The sequence below is a fragment of the Psychrobacillus sp. FSL K6-2836 genome (assembly GCF_038003085.1).
Lineage (GTDB): Bacteria > Bacillota > Bacilli > Bacillales_A > Planococcaceae > Psychrobacillus.
Map to the genome: position 1 here is coordinate 1,804,030 of NZ_JBBOOM010000001.1, position 21,602 is coordinate 1,825,631.

The 21,602-nt window shown below is 36.5% G+C and carries 16 protein-coding genes; 2 read left to right on the plus strand and 14 right to left on the minus strand.

Translation table 11 applies throughout. From position 1 onward, the window contains the following. Window positions 1–434 precede the first annotated feature (434 nt). The gene (locus MKY37_RS08360; protein ID WP_340775873.1) at window positions 435–1,106 is read right to left on the minus strand and encodes a YczE/YyaS/YitT family protein; all 672 of its coding nucleotides are present in this window, start codon (window positions 1,104–1,106) and stop codon (window positions 435–437) included. 116 nt (window positions 1,107–1,222) lie between these two features. Between MKY37_RS08360 and MKY37_RS08365 the strand changes: the two genes are divergently transcribed. After that, entirely contained in the window at window positions 1,223–2,098 is an 876-nt protein-coding gene (locus MKY37_RS08365; RefSeq protein WP_340775876.1) for a LysR family transcriptional regulator, read from the plus strand. A 195-nt stretch (window positions 2,099–2,293) separates the two neighbouring features. Here the strand turns inward: MKY37_RS08365 and MKY37_RS08370 are convergent, their stop codons facing one another. The 3 genes from MKY37_RS08370 to MKY37_RS08380 form a co-directional block, all read right to left on the minus strand. Beyond that, on the minus strand, window positions 2,294–4,738 hold the full coding sequence (locus MKY37_RS08370; RefSeq protein WP_340775879.1) for a sensor domain-containing protein: 2,445 nt from the start codon (window positions 4,736–4,738) through the stop codon (window positions 2,294–2,296). A gap of 350 nt (window positions 4,739–5,088) precedes the next feature. Continuing rightward, window positions 5,089–5,814 carry a 3-ketoacyl-ACP reductase gene (locus MKY37_RS08375; protein ID WP_340775881.1) on the minus strand — a complete coding sequence of 242 codons (726 nt, stop codon included), beginning with the start codon at window positions 5,812–5,814 and terminating at the stop codon, window positions 5,089–5,091. A 96-nt stretch (window positions 5,815–5,910) separates the two neighbouring features. Continuing rightward, window positions 5,911–6,513, minus strand: a complete 603-nt coding sequence (locus MKY37_RS08380; protein ID WP_340775884.1) for a TetR/AcrR family transcriptional regulator — start codon at window positions 6,511–6,513, stop codon at window positions 5,911–5,913. A 145-nt stretch (window positions 6,514–6,658) separates the two neighbouring features. Here MKY37_RS08380 and MKY37_RS08385 point away from each other — a divergent pair, with 145 nt between their 5' ends. Continuing rightward, window positions 6,659–7,429 carry an SDR family NAD(P)-dependent oxidoreductase gene (locus MKY37_RS08385; RefSeq protein ID WP_340775886.1) on the plus strand — a complete coding sequence of 257 codons (771 nt, stop codon included), beginning with the start codon at window positions 6,659–6,661 and terminating at the stop codon, window positions 7,427–7,429. Between the two features lie 52 nt (window positions 7,430–7,481). Here MKY37_RS08385 and MKY37_RS08390 read toward each other — a convergent pair whose 3' ends face one another. The 10 genes from MKY37_RS08390 to MKY37_RS08435 all read right to left on the minus strand — a co-directional run bounded on the left by MKY37_RS08390 (window position 7,482) and on the right by MKY37_RS08435 (window position 21,573). Then, on the minus strand, window positions 7,482–8,606 hold the full coding sequence (locus tag MKY37_RS08390) for an NADH-dependent flavin oxidoreductase (RefSeq protein WP_340775887.1): 1,125 nt from the start codon (window positions 8,604–8,606) through the stop codon (window positions 7,482–7,484). Window positions 8,607–8,902: 296 nt separating this feature from the next. Further along, complete coding sequence (locus MKY37_RS08395; RefSeq protein ID WP_340775889.1) at window positions 8,903–10,087, minus strand: YeiH family protein; 1,185 nt, start codon at window positions 10,085–10,087, stop codon at window positions 8,903–8,905. A 134-nt stretch (window positions 10,088–10,221) separates the two neighbouring features. After that, window positions 10,222–11,994 carry a sulfoacetaldehyde acetyltransferase gene (gene xsc, locus MKY37_RS08400; RefSeq protein ID WP_340775891.1) on the minus strand — a complete coding sequence of 591 codons (1,773 nt, stop codon included), beginning with the start codon at window positions 11,992–11,994 and terminating at the stop codon, window positions 10,222–10,224. Window positions 11,995–12,124: 130 nt separating this feature from the next. Further along, on the minus strand, window positions 12,125–13,318 hold the full coding sequence (locus MKY37_RS08405) for an iron-containing alcohol dehydrogenase (protein WP_340775894.1): 1,194 nt from the start codon (window positions 13,316–13,318) through the stop codon (window positions 12,125–12,127). A gap of 36 nt (window positions 13,319–13,354) precedes the next feature. After that, window positions 13,355–15,262, minus strand: a complete 1,908-nt coding sequence (locus MKY37_RS08410; RefSeq protein ID WP_340775897.1) for a TRAP transporter large permease — start codon at window positions 15,260–15,262, stop codon at window positions 13,355–13,357. A 29-nt stretch (window positions 15,263–15,291) separates the two neighbouring features. Then, window positions 15,292–16,350: a TRAP transporter substrate-binding protein gene (locus MKY37_RS08415; protein ID WP_340775899.1), complete on the minus strand. Its 1,059-nt coding sequence runs from the start codon at window positions 16,348–16,350 to the stop codon at window positions 15,292–15,294. Window positions 16,351–16,395: 45 nt separating this feature from the next. After that, a complete protein-coding gene (locus MKY37_RS08420) occupies window positions 16,396–17,115 on the minus strand; it encodes a GntR family transcriptional regulator (protein ID WP_340775902.1) in 720 nt (239 codons plus the stop codon). A 308-nt stretch (window positions 17,116–17,423) separates the two neighbouring features. After that, window positions 17,424–18,833, minus strand: a complete 1,410-nt coding sequence (locus tag MKY37_RS08425) for a VWA domain-containing protein (RefSeq protein WP_340775905.1) — start codon at window positions 18,831–18,833, stop codon at window positions 17,424–17,426. Between the two features lie 218 nt (window positions 18,834–19,051). Beyond that, window positions 19,052–20,776, minus strand: a complete 1,725-nt coding sequence (locus MKY37_RS08430; RefSeq protein WP_340775907.1) for a GMC family oxidoreductase — start codon at window positions 20,774–20,776, stop codon at window positions 19,052–19,054. Window positions 20,777–20,799: 23 nt separating this feature from the next. After that, window positions 20,800–21,573, minus strand: coding sequence for a gluconate 2-dehydrogenase subunit 3 family protein (locus MKY37_RS08435; protein ID WP_340775909.1), 774 nt, complete (start codon window positions 21,571–21,573; stop codon window positions 20,800–20,802). Window positions 21,574–21,602: the final 29 nt, after the last annotated feature.

A 21,602-nucleotide genomic window follows, 5' to 3' on the forward strand; every position in this document is an offset into this window, starting at 1 on the left:
GTTGATTTTAAAATGACTTACTTCATTTTGTAATACTTCAGCTAAATATAGGTACTGTCTCTCTAGTAATAGTATTATTCAGTGAAGCATAATGATTCTCTAATTCTATCAAGCAGTTCTTGGCCGTCTGATGATAATTTCATATCATTGATTCTACTGGCAGTTTCTTGGAATTCTTTATCGAATTAATCAGTTAAACCTTCTATTGCAGTATCTCCCAAAGCCAAAACTAGACTTACCGTTGTCATATCCTTTTGAAAAGCAGTAAGCTCGTCGAGTAGTAGTATTGGTTTAACCCCATCCCCTATTAATGATTTATATTCCCACTTATCCGGTTGACTGAGTGTAAGCTTTATAAACCTACAATTATTAATATAACATTTACGGATCCATACTGTGTCTGTTTCTTTACTTCATAATTTTTCTCTTTTAACTTAAAGAACTACTTTTTCATTTTGATATACCCATTGTTTCAGGGATTCTTGATAGTGCGATATCATCCAACCTAAAATTTTACCGATAAAATAGGCCGCTACTATTGTTCCAATGCCTATAGATCCAAAGGACTTTATAAAAACTAAACCCAGCGTAGCTGAGACAAAAACATTTAATAAATCACCCATAATTTTTGCTTTACTAAACTTTATTTTGAACCGTTCACTAATAACATATGTTAATGCATCATAGGGCATTAGTGGGAGTTTTGCGGTGAAATAACCGATTAATCCAGCTGATACAACAAACAAACTAATAATTAAATATACACAACGTAATACGATGGATTCAGGTGGTGGTAGTAATTGTACGATGAATAATGTAGCGTCCATAAAGAACCCAAATACAACCGAAATAATTAGTTGAAGTATGAATTCTTTTATATTAATACGTTTGTTTAATATGATTTGAACAAGGATAAATAATATATTTGCAAGGACTGTAGTAATACCGATGGATAATCCTGTCGTTAACACAAGTGCATACGCCAGAGAAGAAACGGGCGATACACCAAGTCCTGCTTGAATTGACAAACTTACTCCAAGCGTCAAAAAAAATAAGCCACCTACGTATAAGACAAGGCGCTTCATTGTAACATCTGTATGATTCATAAATAACCTGCTTTCTTTTTGATCTCTTATAAATCATAACATCGTATTCGAGATATGAAAAATATATATATGATAAACTATTCATATGCAAACACATATGATGGAGGTATATATAAATGGATATTCGCCAACTACATTACTTTAGAGAAATTGTAAAACAGTCCAGTATTTCTAAAGCTGCAGAAGCACTTCATATTGCACAACCACCACTCAGTCAGCTCTTAAAAAAACTTGAAACAGAGCTTGGCACAACTTTAATCCATCGTTATCGTAAAAAATGGGAACTGACTGAAACAGGTGAAATATTATATCAATACGCGGAGCAAATGCTTTTGCAAATGCAGGATGTGAAGCAAAGAATTCATGAAGTAGAGCAAGGTATAGCCGGAACTGTGCGTATCGGTGTTTCCTCCGCATGCTCAAACATGCTGATCGACTATATTAGCATGTATAGAACACAATTTCCAAACGTCAAACTTAGTATTATTAATGGTAACTCAGAGGAATTATTAAAACGGCTCGAACAAAGAGAAATAGATTTGACCTTCCTTTTACGCCTTAGCAATAGCGAACACTATGAGATAAAAATATTAAAAAAACAACCGTATGTCATAATTGTCCCAACTAGCTGGTCAACATCATTTTCACACCCATATGTGACATTTAAACAAATTGCCAAATTACCTTTTATCATGCTTGGCGCAATGGAAGGGCATTCTTTTCACGGGGATATACGAAGAGCGTTTGAAGAACATGACATAGAACCAAATATTATTATTGAATGTAAGGATATATCCATGGTGGCATCACTTGTCAGTAAAGGCTTGGGAGTATCCATCATTCCAAGCATGGATTATGCATCTACCTTTTTAGAAAATCTAACACTGTTCGAATTGAAGGAATATAGTCATAATGTAGAACCAGTCATCTTAAAACTAAAAGACGCACCTACCTCAAAAGTAGCTGCTCAATTTTGGGATATAGTGGAATGAACACCTCAACCAATTAAGAAGAGGAATCTACCCCCGATCATACAATATACAACGTTTCAATTAAGGTTAGCAGCGAAAGGTTTAATTGTGTAGGAATAATGTACGTTAACTAACAGTTAGCCTTCTTGGAACAGTTATTTTGTCAACAAAAAACCTGTTAGCTCATTTCTGAAATAATGAGTTAACAGGTCTAATCTATTTAAACTTTGCTGGAATCATTTCTGCAGGCAGTGGACAGCTAAATAAATATCCTTGGAACATGTCGCAATTATAATTCTTCAATAAATTTGCTTGCTCTTCCGTTTCTACTCCCTCAGCAATGACTGGCATGTGTAAATTATGACCTAGTGCGATAATCGTCGCGATAATACTACGGTCTTCTTCATCCTGTTGGATACTTTGCACGAATGCTTTATCAATTTTGAGGTGATCGATTGGAAAGCGACGAAGGTAGTTCAATGAACTATATCCTGTACCAAAGTCATCCATCGCTATCAATACACCGATTAATTTGAGTTCATTTAGCACATGAATAGCAATATCGGGCTGCATTGCAATCGTTTCTGTGATTTCGAGTTCCAAATACTTCGGATCCAGTTTCGTTTCTTTTAAAATCAATTCAACCTTTTCCACTAGATCCGTTTGATAAAACTGTCGTAAAGAAAGATTAACCGATACAGGTACTGGCGGCAAACCTTGTCTCTGCCATTCTTTGTTCTGAGTGCATGCTTCTCGCATAACCCATTCACCAATCGGTACAATCATACCCGTTTCCTCAGCAAGTGGGATAAAGTCAGCAGGTGAAACCATCCCTAATTCTTTGCTGTTCCAACGCAATAATGCTTCAATCCCTGAAATCTTGTTGGTGTTTGCATCGTATTGAGGCTGGTAGTAAAGTACAAATTCTTGTTTAACTAACGCTTTATGTAGTAGCGTCTCCATATGAAGGTCTGTTTTTGAAAGACCTTCTATTTGGGCATTGTAGACCTGATAATTATTGCGTCCCTGACGCTTGGCATGATACATAGCATGATCAGAAGCCCTCATCAAACCTTTAATATCGGTTGAATGTTTCGGAAACAAACTTATTCCTATGCTCGCAGTTAAAATTGCTTCAAAACCGTCAAGATCAAAGGGTTCACCTATTTTCGATATTAATGCCTGTGCTTTCAGAAGGACTTGATTTTCATTAATGCCTTGCATAATAATAGTAAATTCATCTCCAGCGTACCTGTAAACTGTACCATCTAGGTCCATTGTTTTCACTAAACGCTCTGAGACTTGTCTTAATAATGCATCTCCCATTTCATGTCCAAGATAATCATTGATAAACTTAAAGCGATCGAGATCGATCAGCAAAACAGCTGAGTTAATTTTTTCGGGAGTTTGAGTTTCAATTACTCTACGCAGATCCTCTTGGAATAAGCGTTGATTCCCAAGTCCAGTCAACATATCATGATGTGCCATAAAGTTTGCCTTATCCTCATTACGCTTTATATTCGTAATATCTTTCCCAATGCAATGAACTGCAGAGAATTTTTGTTCGATAAGCACAGGGATTACTGTAATGTGTAACAAAACCTGTTCACCTTTTTTATTATGCAAAGAGGTCTCATATTGATGTGGATTTCCGCTATGAACCTTTTGAAAATTAGCTATTGTCTCACTTTGCTTGTGTTTATCAATGAAGGGAAGAAAAGGCTTTCCAATCAATTCTTCAGCAGCGACACCCAGAATTTTCTCGGTAGCCTCATTTACGACTAGAAAATTTCCGTTCAAATCAAAGGTAATAACAGGATCTATGTTGTGATCAAATAATGCCCTATACCTTTGTTCACTTTCCTTTAAGAGGTCTTCCATTCGAATCTGTTCGGTAATATCACGAGCGACACAAATAACCTCCACCACTTCACCATCCAGTATAGTAGGGACCGCTGTAATATCAATCTTCAATACTATCCCTTCACTATTGAAGATTGATATTTTAAATTCCGCTGTATTGCCTTTCAATACTTCTAATAAGCAATCATTTGTAAGCTGAATATCTTCAGGAACAATCAATTTCTGAAAGCTCATACTTGTGATTTCTTCAATCGAATATTTTACAATCTTCAACCCTGCTGCATTGAAGTTTGTGAAAATACCCTCCGGATTAATCGTAAAAACTATATCAGGGTTATGATAGAACAGTGATTCGAACTCTCTCTTCGATTTTTTCAACTTATTTCGAGTATCCTGATGTTCGGTTACATCGATAATAGTTAAAATTAAATATCGATTACCATCTTCGAGCTCAATTGCATGCCCTGTCACTTTTAATGCTTTCCCTTCTAGATTTCTCTTTAATGGCGTAGAATCCGCCTTATGAGTCTTTGAGCGATGTTCTTTTTCCAAAGCTTCAAAATCTGAATCGCTAGGAACCTCAAACATGTCTTCCCAACTATGTGAACATATATCTTCCATATCCATACCAGTCAATTTCACAGCTGCTTCGTTAGCATATATAAACCGATCTGGATATTGTCCCTCTTTCAACGTCAATATACATATTGGTTCAGGGAAGTTTTCAATAAATCGCACAAAATCACTTTTATTAAACTTTGAGTTTAAAGTAGTACTATCATTAAAGTAGATTTCCATCATATTCACCTCACTTTTGGTTAGCATTAAAAATAAGTTTCTCGTTATACTCTCTTAAGAGGATTATATCAACCCAAAGCATGCAATACAATAACAAAAATAAGCATTTCGACTTACAAAACATTTTATACCCCATTCCCAAATTAGCTTAAAATACCTATTTAATGAAAAAACAAAAACTACTAGAACACTAAGTATTTTTTTAACTGAATACCCTTACTCAGAACAACAGTAAACCTTTTAAGGACTTTCACCTATTAGAGATAATTGCTTCTAAACACAAAAAAGCCCCATACCTCAAAGGAATGGAGCAAATTATTTAAACTAATCACTATGGTTTGTTACGTAAATTAGAAAGGATTTGTCGCTAATAGACTAGCTGTTTTTACGTATATTCTTGCATTCAGTTTTAATTGCGAAACAATGAACTCTGCAATGTCTTCTGGTTGCATATATTGTTCCACTTTATCTTTATCCACTAAAGATGAATTCGTAGCAAGCTCTGTTACTACTGTACTTGGAGTCAATGCTGTCACGCGTATATTATTTCGGCGAACTTCCTGAGCCAATGATTCTGTTAGTCCAATAACACCGAACTTAGATGCACTATAGGCACTTGAACCAGGTGCTCCGTTTAATCCATTCGTAGAAGAAATATTAATAATATCTCCCCCATTTTTTTCGATCAATTGTGGAAGTACTGTTCGTGTCACATAATAGGTACCCATTAAGTTAACATCGATGATTTTCTTCCATTCCAGAGGATCAGCATCTACTAGTTTCACGAAGCCACCAATTCCTGCGTTGTTAATTAGTATATCTGCCGTTCCTAATTCATTAGTTAGTTTCTCAATTGCCTGCTCCACTTCTTCTATTGACGAAACATCTGCTGGTGCATAAGCCACTTTAACACCTAAGCCATCTATTTCCTTTGTTACATCCTTTAACGCTTCCTCTGTTCTTGCAAGTAATCCAACGTTTACTCCTTCTTTTGCCAAAGCAATTGCTATAGCTTCACCAATACCTCTTCCTGCTCCCGTAACAAATGCCACTTTACCTTTTAATGATTGTCCCATTTTTAGCAACTCCTTTGATATTAATAATCTTTCTCTATCATAATCCAGTAAATTGGAAAATTCCAATCAATCAACTTCACGATGAAAATCTAGGTATTATTTGTCTGCCATATTTTTATTTATAAATGTCGAAGTACCGGTTATCATTAACAATAGAATTTGCTTAGACATTTCCATAGGTGATTCTACACAGCCATTTTCTAGCCATCTTATCATCACAGCCGCCACGCCATGCGCCCTGTATACATATAACCAAGAGCTATCTAGATGAAGCTGTTCAGGAATTTCAAACTGGTATTCTTTGATAAATAATTCTTCAATTGTTTTTGCTAATTGATGACGAAAATCTACACGAATATGCGTACTCAATAATATCGAATATAACCGTTGTTCCATTACAAAGTAGTGAAATACACTTATATCCTCAGGTTTCATCTCCAATAAATTTACCTCTAATGTTCGATTGTATGGCTTTCTAATTTCACTTTTTAACGAATCTAATGTTTCTTGTATAATTTCATCTAATAAATATTCTTTTGTCCCAAAATTATTGTAAAATGTACCACGATTATAATTTGCCATTTTAACAATTTCCGTGACACTGATATCGTTGAAATCTTTGTGTTCTAGCAGATCTATAAATGTTGATTTTAACATTTCTTTGGATCGTTGAATTCTCTTATCTGTGAAATCGTTCATACGTACCTCCGAAAATATGTATTTTATTGCACAAAGTGAGGATGTTTGTTTATTAGTGAACATTCAAATACATTCTGTTTCTTGTAATGTTATTATCCCACACTAAAATGGAAGTGTAGACAAAATAATTTGGAGGTTTTATGTCATGACATTTCCAGTTTTAGAAGGTAAAGTAGCAATCGTTACTGGCGCAGCAATGGGTATGGGGAAAGAAACAGCAATATTATTTGCAGAAGCAAAAGCAAAAGTCGTTATTGCTGATTTCAATGAAGAAAAAGGGAAAGAAGTTGTAGAAGAAATTAAAGCTGCCGGCGGTGAAGCTTCATTCGTTAAAGTGGACATATCTAATTCAGAGGCTGTTCAAGCAATGGTTAAATTTGCTGTCGATACGTACGGTAAGTTAGATGTTGCAGTCAATAACGCTGCACTTACACCAGATGATAAGCCTGCACATGATTTCGATGAAGACTATTGGAATCGTTTAATCGGTGTTGACTTAACAGGAACTGCATTATGCCTAAAGTATGAATTAAAACAAATGCGCGAACAAGGTCAAGGCGGATCTATTATTAATATCTCTTCTGTAAGTGGTTTCCGTCCACAACCAGATAACATTGCCTATGTTGCTGCAAAACACGGTGTAGTAGGAATAACAAAAGTTGCTGCCTTAGAAAATGGCCCATTGAACATTCGTGTAAACTCGGTTGCACCAGGTGCAATTGATACACCGATGCTTCGTGGAGCATTAGAGCAATTCGGATATACAGAAGAGGAATATGCCCCTCAATTAAGCTTGTTGAATCGTTTTGGTCAACCACGTGAAATTGCACAAGCTTCTTTATGGTTAGCATCCGATGCATCATCTTACGTGACGGGTACAACTATTCATGCAGATGCAGGATATACTTCACGTTAATATACTAAACAAAAGAGCCGAGAGAAGTGGTCATCACTTTTCTCGGCTATTTTTAATCTTCTACAGGCAACCAGCCTTTTACATTCATCAATCTGTCCCATAATGGATCAGGGATAACTAATTCTTCCTGAGCAGATTTAGAAAGAGTTACACGTATTTGATCTTCCTCGCCTGCTTGGACTTTCTCGGTCCACTTCGGTTCCATTAATAATTCACGACCTAGCGCAATGAATGGGACACCTGTTTCGAGTGCTTCTACCACTTCATCAGGTGTATGCATTGAACCTACCCCAACTACTGGAGTACGATTCCCTATTTTTTCATGTATTTTAATAATTCTCGACTGCGTTTTATCTTTTTCACGGAAGGAACCATTCCAGAAATGATTTACCGATACGTGTAAATAGTCCAAGTGTTGATCTGCTAGTTTATCTACGAAGTGAAGTGTATCTTCCAATTGAATCCCTGGGTTACTTCCTTCTTCAGGTGATATTCGGTAACCAACGATAAATGGAGCTTTTGCATGTTCCTTCACTGCTTTGTTAACAGAATCTACGATTGCTAAAGGAAACTTCATCCGATTCTCAAGAGATCCGCCCCATAGGTCTTCTCTTCTATTTGAATGTGGCGAGAAGAATTGCTGTAATAAATAAGTGTTCGCGCCGTGGATTTCTACTCCATCAAAACCCGCTTCAATTGCTCTTCTAGTAGCTTCACCAAAAGCGTGGATTGTATGATGAATTTCTTCCTCTGTCATCTCTCGCGGAACTATTGCACCTTCACGTTCTGCCGCAATAGCGCTCGCTGAGACTGGTTGTTGATCTGGAAGTAATTCTGGAGGTGACTGTCTGCCCCCATGATAAATTTGGATAATAGCTTTTGTCTCATTCGAATGAATAGCTTTTGCTAGTTCTTTCAATCCCGGAAGAAATTTGTCATCATCTATACCGAATTGACCCGGAAATCCTTTACCATCTTTACTTACATACGCACAAGCGGTAATGAATGTTCCGACTCCACCAGAACGCTCTTTATAATAAGCTAGCTCTCTTTCAGAAACCTCTCCACTTTCTTCAGAGGAATAGTGAGTCATCGGAGCGACCATTATTCGATTTTTTACTACTACCCCTGATGGAAAAGTAAATTCTTGAAAAATCTTTTCGTATTTTTGCTTCATAGTAATAACTCCTTTACTCGTCCTTCTTTTACGGAAAATTTGATTTCTATTTAAATACTACAGAAGTTAGTCGTAATCTTCCAACAATCTGCCACACTAAAAATCCCTATGCTTCACACTATTTAAAAATAGTATGCTACATAGGGATGAAAATACTCAAAACTAAGAATAGACTACAGCCCTATATCTTGGAAATAGACTCTCTTAGTTTAGCTATCTAGTTACTGTATTTTAACTTCTATAAATTTATGTTTTACTCAAAAATTGTTCAGTCCTGACAATGAATCCAAACTGTTTTAAATAATAACTAAGTGACCAAACAGACTAATTAATGTCAAACTAACAATTCCAACAGATATTGCTGCAATAAACCCTATATAGAATGGTTTCAATCCCATACCTTTGAATGATTTAAAACTAGTCGATAACCCTACACCCGCCATCGCTAACCCAAGCATATAAGTAGTACCAAATGAGCTTCCATAACTATAAAAAGCTTCCCATGATGCCGAATCTAAGAAACCTAGAGCTAATCTATTATTTTCTAAATTCATGTCACCAACCGTTCTTAGAAATGCAAGTAGCAAAAATCCAATAACAAACATTGGTACAAGTTTATACCATTTTGGAATTCTCCTCTCACTTCCATTTACTGCGTCTTTACTATCCCCATTTCTAAAGAATAAAGAGGAAATAAGTGGGATTACTGCTATTATAAACAAATTTCTAGTCAATTTTGTCACCATTGCAACATTAACCGCTTCTTCAATGTCATACATCTGATTGTATATAAGTGCCGCCCCTGTTACTTGCGCTGTATCATGAATTGCCGTTCCTAAAAAAAGACCTGCTTTGACTGGATCATCTCCAAAAAAAGTATTGGCAAGAAAAGGATAGAATAACATGCTAACAAGACCGAAGATGGTAATATTAGCAATAGCATATGAAATTTCATTGTCTTTAGCCTTTATTACAGGAGAAATTGCCATGATAGCAGTTACACCACAAATACCAGTACCACCTGCAATTAACGTCCCAAGTCGTTTGGACTGTTTCATTTTATTAGTAAAATATAAAGTCACTATGATACCTGAGGATATGCAGGCGATAATTAACGGGATACCCCATGCCCCTAGTCTAAGTGCTTCTATTAGACTTAACCTCAGTCCTAGCAAGATAATTCCTAACCGCAAAGCATATTTTACGGCAAAAGCGATTCCAGAAATGAAAATAGGATGTATATTAATTAGATTCCGAATGATAATACCAAGAATAATAGCTACAAATATTCCAGATACAGGACTCGAACTGCCCTCTGGTAAAACTTTCAGATTTACCACTACAACCCCAATAAGATTAGCTAAATAAACTCCTGCAACCATCACAATAAAACAAAGAACAATTCCAGGAAAATTAACACTAAAGAAATTACGGTTAGGGGCTACTGCAAGTTTATCCATATAGGTTTTTATTTTCCCCATAAGCGCGCTCCTTACTTTTGAACTCTTATTTAAATAAGAAACATTCATAATCTCCCATACTTTCAATAATTAAAAGTAGGTAAATAGAGATTATGAATGTTCATTTAGATTACTTCTAAGAAGTATTTATATATTTATTGATCTTTCCAAGTATGGTAATCCAAATGCTTGTATTTTTCCAAGTAACGGGTCGGCATTTCTAATGCATCTTTTCTAAATGGTGGCGCAAGCATAGTTCCATCAACATGAATATCAATGATTGCTGGTTTTTTCGCCTTCAATGCTTTCTCAATCGCTGGTCCAATGTCTTCTGCCTTTTCCACTGTAAAGCCTAATGCCCCCATCGAGCGAGCTACTTCCGCAAAATCAGGTGCTTCGATATTTGATCCTACAAAACGATTATTATAGTAATCTACTTGGTTTTTTTTCTCTGCCGCCCATGATTCATTATTAAATACACAAGCAATAACAGGTAGATTTTGTTCAACTGCAGTACTAATCTCATGTAAACTCATTCCCCAAGCTCCATCACCTACAATTGCACATGTTGGTGAATCTGGTTCTGCAATTTGCGCACCCATTGCTGCAGGATAAGCAAATCCACAATTTCCAAAAGTTAATGCTGCAATATGTCGTCTACTTTGGTTAAAGTGCAAATAAGCATTTGCTGTGGAAGATACGTTTCCAATATCAGTCGAAATTATAGTATTATCCGGTAGTGCTTTTCTTACCTCCAACAGTGCCCGTCTTGGATTAATTCGATTTCCTTCAACCATCGCTAATTCAACAAGCTCTTTTTCCCATTCCTCTTTAAGGTTGTTTATTTCTACTAAACGAGAAGATACTACTTCCCTTTCATCACTAACTAATTGTTTAAGGATTTCTTCACTTGCGCTTTTTGCGTCCCCGATGATACCTACCTCAACCGGATGTGTTCGGGCAATATTCCTTGGGTTAATGTCGATTTGAATTATTGCTGCATCTTTCGGAAAGTATTCAATATCATAAGCTGGCAATGTCCCGAATACGGATAATCGAGTACCAATTGCAAGCAATACGTCTGCGTTCTTTAAAGAATTCATAGCAGCTTTTGACCCCATATATCCAATTGGTCCAACCGCCAATGGATGGTCAGCTGGAAAAGCATCATTATGCATATATGAAACAGCTACCGGTGCAGTTAAATATTCTGCTATCTTACCTACAACATCTATTCCATTCGCATCAACCACTCCACGCCCTGAGAGAATTACAGGATTTTCAGCATTTTTTAAAAGCTCTACAGCTTTTTCAATAGAAGCAGGATCACCGCTACCTCGAGCATCTACACGATATTGATGCGGAGATAAGATTTGCTCCTCAAGTTCACCGTAAAAGTAATCTCGCGGGATATCATACAAAACAGGTCCTCTTTCTGCATACGCAATACGGAAAGCAGTTCTTAACGTTTCTGCTACTCGGTTTCTATGTGTAACACGAACAGTTTCTTTTGTAATGGATTTAAAGACTGAAACTTGATCACACTCTTGGAAACCATCCCAACCGATCGTAGGGGTACCTGCAGATGGTGAAATGATAACCATTGGAGTATGTGCTTGATTTGCAGCAGCAACCGAAGTTACCATATTAGTAATGCCGGGACCATTTTGACCGATTACAACCCCAGCTACACCAGTAACACGAGTATACGCATCCGCCATATGCGCAGAACTTTGTTCATGTCGAACCGGAACAAAGTTAATACCGGCCGTTGGGAGTAAATCGAGCATATCCATGAATGCTGATCCAAGTATTCCGTAAATATCTTTTACACCTTCCGCAACCAATGTTTCTACAATTGCCTCACTTGGCGTCATCTTCACTTTTTTATTTACCTTTTCCTTCATTACTTCTTTTGTGTTTGTCATTCTTTTTCCTCCTATATAATAGTATTTTTATACTTTACTCCCAACAATTAATACTTAGTGATTTAATATTTTCATCATGACGTCCGTACCAGATTGCATGCGTTGAACCTCTATATTTTTAAAATACCTCTCATGAGGTTATCAACTCATTATTTCCTGCTTTTTTTAACTTCTCTATTAACATAAGAAGTATATCTTGAACATCTTTCTGAGTTGGAACAATCCTATTTGTCAAAATACCATTGCCACTAAGTGCATCTTCAACTAAAATATTTATATTTTCTTTCAGGTCTTCCACATTAATGTATTTCACTCCAGCTTGCCAAATTCCATAATGATCATTCATTTTATCGATATATTGGATTGTAGATTTCGCCATTTTTTTATCGTCCCCATCATTTACCACGCCTAAAGCATGCCCAATTTCGACATATTTTTCAGTAGTTGCCTCCAGTCCATAACGTAGGACGAAAGGAAGCATCAATGAAACACTTAAACCATGAGGAATATTAAACCTTGCCCCTAATGCCCTACCAATAGCATGAGCAAGATTCGTTGAAGCATTTGAGAAGGCTATACCTGCATATGAACTTGCTAACAACATTTCTTCTCTCGCATCAAGATCCTGCCCATTCTTGTATGCACGCGGTAACGATTTGCGAATCATTTTTATAGCTGTTAGGGCAAAATTATCGGTTATTGGATTAGCTTTTGTAGATATATACGCTTCAATAGCATGCGTTAATGCATCCATACCTGTGTACGCAGTAAAGTGTGGCGGTAGACTCTCTGTTAATACTGGGTCCAAAATTGCAATGTCCGGAACAAGATCCTTGTGCCCAGGATTCATTTTTTGATGTGTCTCTACATTTGTTACAACCATAACTTTAGTAGCTTCCGAGCCCGTGCCTGCTGTGGTCGGTATTGCTATTAGTGGAAGCCGATTTAGTTTTAATGTTTCTGCAATCTCTTCCCACTTTATCGTTGGATTAGACCCAAATAAGGAAACGGCTTTTGCGATGTCGATTGCACTCCCACCACCGATTGCCACGACGCAATCAGACTGTTCATTATTAAGTTTCAATAGGGCATCTTTGACATGATTAGTTGTAGGTTCTCCTTGATAATCTGAGAAAAAAGTAACCTTTATATTTTTAGATTCGACAATATCTTTAACTTTTTTATCATAACCAAGTTCCGGTATTAGGAATGCGTCGATAATTACGAATAAGTTCTTCACCCCCATTTCCAGTGCAATTCTACCTAATTCACTTAAACTATCCCTGCCTATCTCTATTTGTCTTGGGAAATATGTTGATGTCATAACTTATCCTCCTTATATATTCATAAATACCAATTCCTATTCTAGGAAGCCAACTAGCCATAAGCTGATCATCGGAATATAAGTAATCAATCCTAGTAAAACCAGCATCGTTATAAGCAATGGAACTACCCCTTTAATCACTTGCTCAATTTCCAGCTTGGCAATCCCAGCTGCTACGAACAAATTTACCCCTACTGGTGGAGTAATAAATCCAATGGCAAGATTGAATACCATAATCAAGCCGAAATGTACTGGATCTACACCTAATTCAACAGCTATCGGTAAAAGTATTGGTGTTAATATAACAATAGCCGCTAGCGCTTCCATTACAAGTCCGACAAGAAGTAAGAGTATATTTAGTAACAAAAGTATGATGATTTTATTGTCACTGATCGTCAAGACAAAGTGTGCGACAGTTTCAGCGACACCTTCCAATGTAATCAATCTACCAAAAATACTAGCCATTACTATTAATAAGATAATAATAGAAGAAGTAACACCTGCATTCGCTAAGTTATCATACATTTTCTTAAAAGTTAGGTCCTTATAAACAAAGAATCCTATTATCAAACCATATGCTGCAGAAACCGCAGCGGCTTCTGTCGGAGTCATAAATCCTCCATATATACCGCCTAAAATAATGACTGGTACTAAAAGAGCAAGTTTTGCATCCCAAGCAGCCTTCCAGGTTGAATTCAGATTAAAACTTGTTTTATCTCCTCGCCATCCATTTTTTTTAGAGATGATATAAGTCACAAGCATCAGTGCCAGACCTGTCAGTATCCCAGGTAGAATACCCGACATAAATAGCTTTGAAATCGATTGTTGCCCAACTATACCGTAAATTACTAGAGGATTACTTGGCGGTATAATTACCCCAAGTGACCCTGCAGTCGCAACTACCGCTGTTGCAAATCCAGCATTGTATCCTTGTTTGATCATAGCGGGTATTAGCAAAGTTCCGATTGCCGCAACAGTTGCAGGTCCTGATCCACTGATCGCCGCAAAAAACATACAAGTCACTATGGCAACTAACGCTAAACCGCCAGGCAGAAATCCTAATAATTCATCAGATAGTCGTAAGAGTCGTTTGATAATGTTTCCGCCACCCATAATTATGCCCGCTGCTATGAAAAACGGAACAGCCATAATTGGAAAGTTATCAATACTTGTAAAAGCTGTTTGTGGCAGGAAATCAATAGGAATGGCATCTGTAGCAAGAACAGTTGCCAGCGTACTAATTCCAAGCGTAAAAGCAATTGGCATCCCTATCATGATGAACAATATGAAGTATCCAAAAAGAACTACAGCAATTGCTGTCTTCGCCGATAATGCCATAGGTAAGATAATTATGACGGCCAACAAGATACCCAAAACTCCATCTTTTATTTCTAGCAGTTTTAAATCCATATTAAAATTCTGAATAAGCCTTATAATTACTAATGAAAATCCTATTGGCACGACACTATATGGAATCGCCATTTGCATTCCAAGAGCCGGAGATGTTTGTCCAGTCGACACTTGAAATGAAATTAATTCGAAACCATAGCGGATCATAATGTAACTGAAATAAAGCATAAAAATTGTATTTGCCAAATTAATTGACTTTTGGATACTCACTGGAAATCTTTTCACAAGTGCATTGACTTGGATGGATTCTCTTTTCTTTATCGCTAAACTTGCTCCAAGAAAGGAAACAGCAATAAAAATATATCGGGAAATTTCTTCAGTCCAAGTAGTAACATTTGCTATTTCCATAAACGGTAACAAGTACCTGTTAATCACCTGAAAATTTATTAGTACGATAAAGATTATAAAACCTGAAACAATCAACATCTCTTCAAATCTTTGATCAAGAAATTTAATAACTTTTTTTATCCCGTTAGTATTACTTAGAGGAGTAGGGATATTACCATGCATTTCCGATATAGATTCTTGTTTCAAAATCATTCACCCCCTGGTTTCATAATTTTTCACTTGAAAATGTCTTCTTTCGTTTTACCAAGTGTTTCAAGAATAACATCAACATATTCCGGTTCAGCTAGTCCTTCTTTCACAAATTTATCCCATACAACCACTGTCGACTTTTTCCATTCTTTCATTTCTTCTGGAGTTGGTTCAAAAACTTCTATTCCATAATCTATAAATTGTTGTTTCGCCTCCTCCTCTCTTTCATTTGCACGAGCTCTTTGCCATTGCATTGCTTCTACTCCAGCGTCCATAATTATTTTTCTATTTTCTTCTGAAAGAGCTTCAAATGTTTCTTTGTTCATAACTAGTACATCCGAGCTATAATTGTAATTGACCTCCGTTGCATACTTTAAAACTTCTTGATGTTTTGTATCCCATAAAAGTGAGTAGCTGTTCCCTTCCCCATCAACCGTTCCTTGTTGTAAACCCGTGAAAACTTCTGACCAGGCCATTGGCGTTGGATTTGCACCATATGCATTAAAATCTGCCTGTTCAATCTTTGAGTTTGTTGTTCTTATTTTCATTCCCATTAGGTCTGAAGGTTTTTCTATAGGCTTAATATTATTTACTATTTGACGAAATCCATAATCCGGAAAGAATATAATGACAAAACCCGAATCTAACATTTCTTTTCGAATAATATCTCCTGGTTCTCCATCAAGTGCTTTATAAACTTCATCTTTGTTTTCGAATATATATGGAAGATCCCAAGCAGTAAAATAGTTAGTGAAACTAGTCATATTTGGTGTAGATGAACTTGCAAAATCGATACTTCCTCTCTGAGCACTTTCGATTACTTCCCTGTCATCCCCTATTAATCCATCATGATATGTTTCGATTACCATTTTTCCTTCCGATTTTTCTTCAACAAGTTCTGCAAATTTATCAATTCCTTGTGATACTGGGTGATTCCCTGCTTTGGACTGTGCGGCACGAAAAGTAATAACATCATTATCAAGAGATCCTGAACTTTTTCCCATTGCATAATTACCTCCAACAATCATACAGAAAAAAGTCAAGACAACTAAACTTGCAATAATCAATGACTTAGAATTCTTCATATGCTCCTCCAATCGAAATGATAACGCTTACATCTTTTTGTTAAGTTAATTACTTTCCCTTTTGTTTCTAATCCTAAATACATACATATCTGATCGATAAAGTCCTTTATAATATTCAACTGGATTTTCAGATTCATCATATATTACCCTCTCAACACTTAACACACTGGTGTTCGGGGGTACGTTCAACAGTTGAGCTATTCGATCATCTACAACCTCGGTGCTGATGGATTGTTCCGCTTCAACTAATCTTATACCTAGTTCATTCTCTAATAATTCAAAAATGGTAGCATTGTCCAAATCATATTCCGCTAAACTCAGTCCAAGGTCAACTGAATAAAAATGCCGTTCAATTGCAACAGGTTTTTTATCCACATAACGTAGTCGTTCAATTGTATACATATCACTTCCGAATATATCTATTGAAGAATCCTCTTCATTGATCCTTCCCGAAGATAATAGCTTACTTCCTGGTTCCATGCCTGCGTTTTTGACCCTTTCCGTAAAACTATTTAACGTGGAAAGCCACTCATTAATAGGGGCTTTCTCCTTGATGAAAGTTCCTTTTCCATGTACTTTTTTTAATACACCATTATTTACAAGTCTCAATACTGCCTCTCTAATGGTAGTTCTACTAACTGAATACTGGTCCATTAATTCCCTTTCGCTTGGTATTTTTTCTGTGTATACTCCTTCCTTTATTTTTTCTTCAAGTACTAGACTTATTTGAATATGAAGAGGAATATGCAATTCATTGTTTATCATATAATTCACCTTTCTATCTCAACATGACGTCCCTACCAGTTAACTTAAAAAAATAAACTTCAAATATTTATAACTCTTAATTACTATGATTAAAACAAAATATTCAGAATAAGTCAAATACTTTTTTTATTTAACTTTTAAGTTTTCTAATCTTCAATCACTCATAAGAGTCTATTTCAAATTTTGCTTATCACATATATACTCCCTTAAAAACAAATTTATGAAAATATTTATTTTCATGTAATTAAGTTTTTAAAAATCCCTATGCTTCACACTATTTAAAAATAGTATGCTACATAGGGATTTATTTATTGCACTGCTCTAATTTTTTCTATTTCATTTACCCAAGCGTCGATGTTTTGATGAATGCGCTCATACTCATCATCGACCTCTTTGTCTTTAGCGTTTTTTAGTTCTTTATTGATGGCAAGTAATTGGTCTTTACGCTGATTAACCATCTCGGTAAGTTCTTCTCCTTGTTCCTTCGTAATCATCTCTTCCGTAACTAATAACTGAATCATTTCCCTAAAGCGACTACTTTCTATGGTGACTGCATTATTTAGTTTCATTGACAGTTGTCCTATTGAATATTTTGCATTAGATACCGCAAAACCATTAGGTCCTGATAGCTCAATATAAACTACATCTGTCATACTAGGGATAACCCACTTTTCTGCAATACTATTATTTAGTTCCTCGCTATTATTTGCAGAAATATACTCTCCATTACCCGCTTCAGCTACTGCTTTTAACTGGTCTTCTCCTTTTTGATCCACATTAAATCCAATAATATTCACTTTGCGATTTTCGTTATCCTGTGCAAATTCTTCTGCTGCTTTAATCGGATCTCCATCACAAGTTTCTGCTCCATCACTAACAATATAAACTGTCAATGGACCTTCCAAATCTTTGCTCGTTTCATTGACCGTCTGAATAGCAGCAGCTAACGGAGTCCATCCTTTGGCAGCCACCTCATCTACCGTAGTATCAAATTCTTTTTCCTTATAACTTTGGAATGGATATATCTCATCTATTTGTGTACATGAAAGTTCTTTATCCTTATCTTCCTGTGATCCAGCGTGTCCATATACATAAAGGGAGACTTCATTGTCTTCTCCTAAAGTTTTCGCAAACCGCTTAACCGCAATTTTCGCAATACCCATTTTTTGCTTCCCATCTACTGAAAGTAGCATACTGGAGCTAGCATCCAACAAAAGAAAGGCTTTTGGTGGTGCAACCTTCCCATCATTCTCCTCTGCACCAAATTCTTTTGTTGGTTTTGGTAAATATGGCTCGTTCATGACCGCAGCATAGTTAATCTGCTTATCTAGTAAATCTTTATATACATTACTTCCAAAGTAATATTGTAAAGCCTGTAACATTGCACTGGTATCATCTGTTGCTGTTACTATACTTTCTATCTGTTTCTTTTCCTCCGTGCTTAATTCCCTAGCATCCTTTGGCCAGCTAGAAGTTTCATAATCTAATGTATAGTCAAGTGCAAACAATCCAGGCTCAGTATGCTTCCATTCTTCTATTGTTGTGGGGATCACTACTTGGTCGATGACACTAAGGTCTGCTTCTATAGATTTCTCCATATCTTTTTGTTCCTTTACAACTGTCTCCTCTAACTGCTCCGTGACCTCTGCTTTTTCATTTTCACTACAGCCCGAGACAAGCAATGCGAGTAAAGCAACGGGAATAATTTTTCTCAACATTGAAGACCTCCTTTATTAACCTTTAGTTTCTATACGTATGTACCTAGTATTTGTTTCACTAAAAGTGAATGTGATTTTGAAAAATCAGAAATGGTCCATATGCTCATTAGACGTTATTTTCTAGAAACACTACCATACTTTTAGTTCTCTATAAAAAAACTCCTGACCGCATATTCAATACAGGTCAAGAGCTCTTTTATAGAATAACTAGTTGTCATTTATGCTTTAACTAGTAATCCGCCTTCTTTTAAATATTTTTGAATACCTTCTGCTGCACGATAAGAAAGTGCACCCAGTGTACCAGTTGGATTAAAGCTACTATTATGTGGAAATGCAGATGCACCTAAAACAAATACGTTTTCAGCTTCCCACATTTGTAGGTAAGTGTTTAGCGCTGATTTCTCAGGGTCTGTTCCCATGATTACTCCACCTGTATTATGAGTGTTTGAATCTTTGTTTACGTTAAATGGACCTTGCTCTTCATTTGTATCAATAATATCTGCACCAATTTCCTCTGCAAATTTACGTGTGATAGCCGACATATATTTACCCATTGCACGGTCATTGTCTGTATATTCATATGTCATGCGTAATAATGGATATCCAAATTCATCTTTAAATTCTGGATCAAGATCTAGGTAATTTTCTTTATGTGGTAAAGAAGCTCCCTGTGTTTTAACTGGGAAGTTTGAATTCGCATATTTAATAGATTTCTCTTTGAACTCAGCACCCCAGTTTGGTGTTCCTGCAGGTACACGGTTTACAGCAATTGGCCGGTCGCCGTATTGTGTTGAACGAATGCCAGCTCCATGAATGAAGTCTACTTCGGAATGGTCAAAGTTATCACCCATATATTCAGCAATTTCCATTCCTAATGCACCAGCACCGCCGTACAGATTGAACTCTTTATCCTCGAAGAATAGCTGAGAACCTCCAGCAGTTACTTGGTAACAGTAATTTTTACCAATTGTCCCTTTACCTGTTTTTGGATCATAAGGAGTACCAATACCAGAGTTTAGAAGCAAACGAGAATTGTTGAATACATAACTTGCCACGACAACTACATCTGCAGGTTGTTCAAACTTTTCTCCAGTTAGCATATCTACATAAATAACTCCGCTTGCTTTACCACCACTTTTAGTTAATTCTAAAACATTAGAATGTGTACGAAGATCTAGCTTGCCTGTTTGTTTAGCAACCGGAATTACTGTAACAGCAGGGTCACCCTTAGCTCCATATTCACATCCGAAGTTTTCACAATACGCACAGTACTGACATGCTCCACGAGAGATGCCATCTGGATTTGTATATGCTTCAGACAGGTTAGCTGCTGGAATAACGAAAGGTTTGTATCCTAAGCTTGTTGCTGCTTTTTCGAATTCTTTCATTAATGGAGTTTTCACTAGAGGAGGTGTTGGATATGGATTAGTACGTTTCCCCCATAGTTCGACTGTTTCACCTGAAATACCAGCCATTTTTTCGAATGTGTCATAATATGGTTCCATTTCATCATAAGTAATACCCCAGTCGTTAAGACCTTCCATCCAAGCAGGAATTTTCTCGATTCCGTAACGCTCAATTGTTTTTGTACGAATTTCGAAATCATAAGGTAAGAAACGATAAGTTTGTCCATTCCAGTGACTACCTGCACCACCAACTCCGTCTCCTACTATGAATGTACCATAATGACGCATCGGTAAAGCTTTACCTGATACTGTATTTCTATAAGTAATAGTTTCTTTAGAAAGATCTTGCATTAATTCTTGACGATGTTGGTAACGAAGTTCATCATGTCCCATTGTATAATCAGCTGTTGTCCGGTCTTTACCGCGTTCTAATCCAACAACGTTTATTCCTGCTTTTGTTAGTTCAGCTGAGACTATACCACCAGCCCACCCCATCCCTACTACTACGACAGGTACTTTAGGTAATTTTGTAACCATTTATACGTCAGTCCTTTCTATTATTAATGTCCCATATGAGAATTTAAACTTTGTGGTTCAAGTTCTATAAATTTTTCATCTTGTATTTCAGCTACGTATTGCATACGTGATCCTGGATACTTACGCATACTCCAGCCAATCATTTCATTATTACCACCATACATTGGGTCTGCATATACACCTTCAATAGTCAATGTGCGTAGTAAATTGAAAAATTGAGAAGAGGAAACCTTTCCATATAATTCAACTTTCCCTTCACTAAAAGCCAGTAGAACTTCATCTTGTTGAGTAGCTTCTAACTCTTTAAAGTCAACTTTAAATTGTTTGTTGCTATACGTGTTTAAGCTGTCTAAACCAGCTAGGAACAAATCTTTACGAAGGATTTTCGTTTGTGGACCTTGGTTTTCTTCCGCTTTATAAAATGCACCCAAACGGTAATCTTTTACATTAGAACCCCATGGACCTGCCAATTGGTGATCAATGTAAATAGCAGCATTAAGTTCTTTAGCACCGGGGCCATTTGCATCTTCAGGGAAAATACGATCCACTGCTGCTTGAGTAACCTGATATTGGCTTGGTGTGAAGAACATTAGAGCTACATTTGGATTAGCAGCAGGCGTTTTTGCGTGATTCTGAGTATCAGTATTATGTGTTGTCGATTTATCATCTTTTATTAGAAGACTTCCTAAAGCTCCACCTAAAACAACTCCGCCTACTGTCAAACCAGAGTTTTTAATGAACGTACGTCTAGACGAACGTTTATCTAAAACGGACTCTTTCTTTTCTTGTTCTGACATTATAAAACCTCCCATAAATTTAGTAATTT

Excerpts from the sequence above, each read along its gene's own strand:
- MKY37_RS08380 (WP_340775884.1), bottom strand. The coding sequence starts at position 6,513 with ATGAACGATTTCACAGATAAGAGAATTCAACGATCCAAAGAAATGTTA.
- MKY37_RS08395 (WP_340775889.1), bottom strand. The coding sequence starts at position 10,087 with ATGGGGAAAATAAAAACCTATATGGATAAACTTGCAGTAGCCCCTAAC.
- xsc (WP_340775891.1), bottom strand. The coding sequence starts at position 11,994 with ATGACAAACACAAAAGAAGTAATGAAGGAAAAGGTAAATAAAAAAGTG.
- MKY37_RS08365 (WP_340775876.1), top strand. The coding sequence starts at position 1,223 with ATGGATATTCGCCAACTACATTACTTTAGAGAAATTGTAAAACAGTCC.
- MKY37_RS08430 (WP_340775907.1), bottom strand. The coding sequence starts at position 20,776 with ATGGTTACAAAATTACCTAAAGTACCTGTCGTAGTAGTAGGGATGGGG.
- MKY37_RS08415 (WP_340775899.1), bottom strand. The coding sequence starts at position 16,350 with ATGAAGAATTCTAAGTCATTGATTATTGCAAGTTTAGTTGTCTTGACT.
- MKY37_RS08405 (WP_340775894.1), bottom strand. The coding sequence starts at position 13,318 with ATGACATCAACATATTTCCCAAGACAAATAGAGATAGGCAGGGATAGT.
- MKY37_RS08370 (WP_340775879.1), bottom strand. The coding sequence starts at position 4,738 with ATGGAAATCTACTTTAATGATAGTACTACTTTAAACTCAAAGTTTAAT.
- MKY37_RS08385 (WP_340775886.1), top strand. The coding sequence starts at position 6,659 with ATGACATTTCCAGTTTTAGAAGGTAAAGTAGCAATCGTTACTGGCGCA.
- MKY37_RS08420 (WP_340775902.1), bottom strand. The coding sequence starts at position 17,115 with ATGATAAACAATGAATTGCATATTCCTCTTCATATTCAAATAAGTCTA.
- MKY37_RS08435 (WP_340775909.1), bottom strand. The coding sequence starts at position 21,573 with ATGTCAGAACAAGAAAAGAAAGAGTCCGTTTTAGATAAACGTTCGTCT.
- MKY37_RS08375 (WP_340775881.1), bottom strand. The coding sequence starts at position 5,814 with ATGGGACAATCATTAAAAGGTAAAGTGGCATTTGTTACGGGAGCAGGA.
- MKY37_RS08360 (WP_340775873.1), bottom strand. The coding sequence starts at position 1,106 with ATGAATCATACAGATGTTACAATGAAGCGCCTTGTCTTATACGTAGGT.
- MKY37_RS08390 (WP_340775887.1), bottom strand. The coding sequence starts at position 8,606 with ATGAAGCAAAAATACGAAAAGATTTTTCAAGAATTTACTTTTCCATCA.
- MKY37_RS08425 (WP_340775905.1), bottom strand. The coding sequence starts at position 18,833 with ATGTTGAGAAAAATTATTCCCGTTGCTTTACTCGCATTGCTTGTCTCG.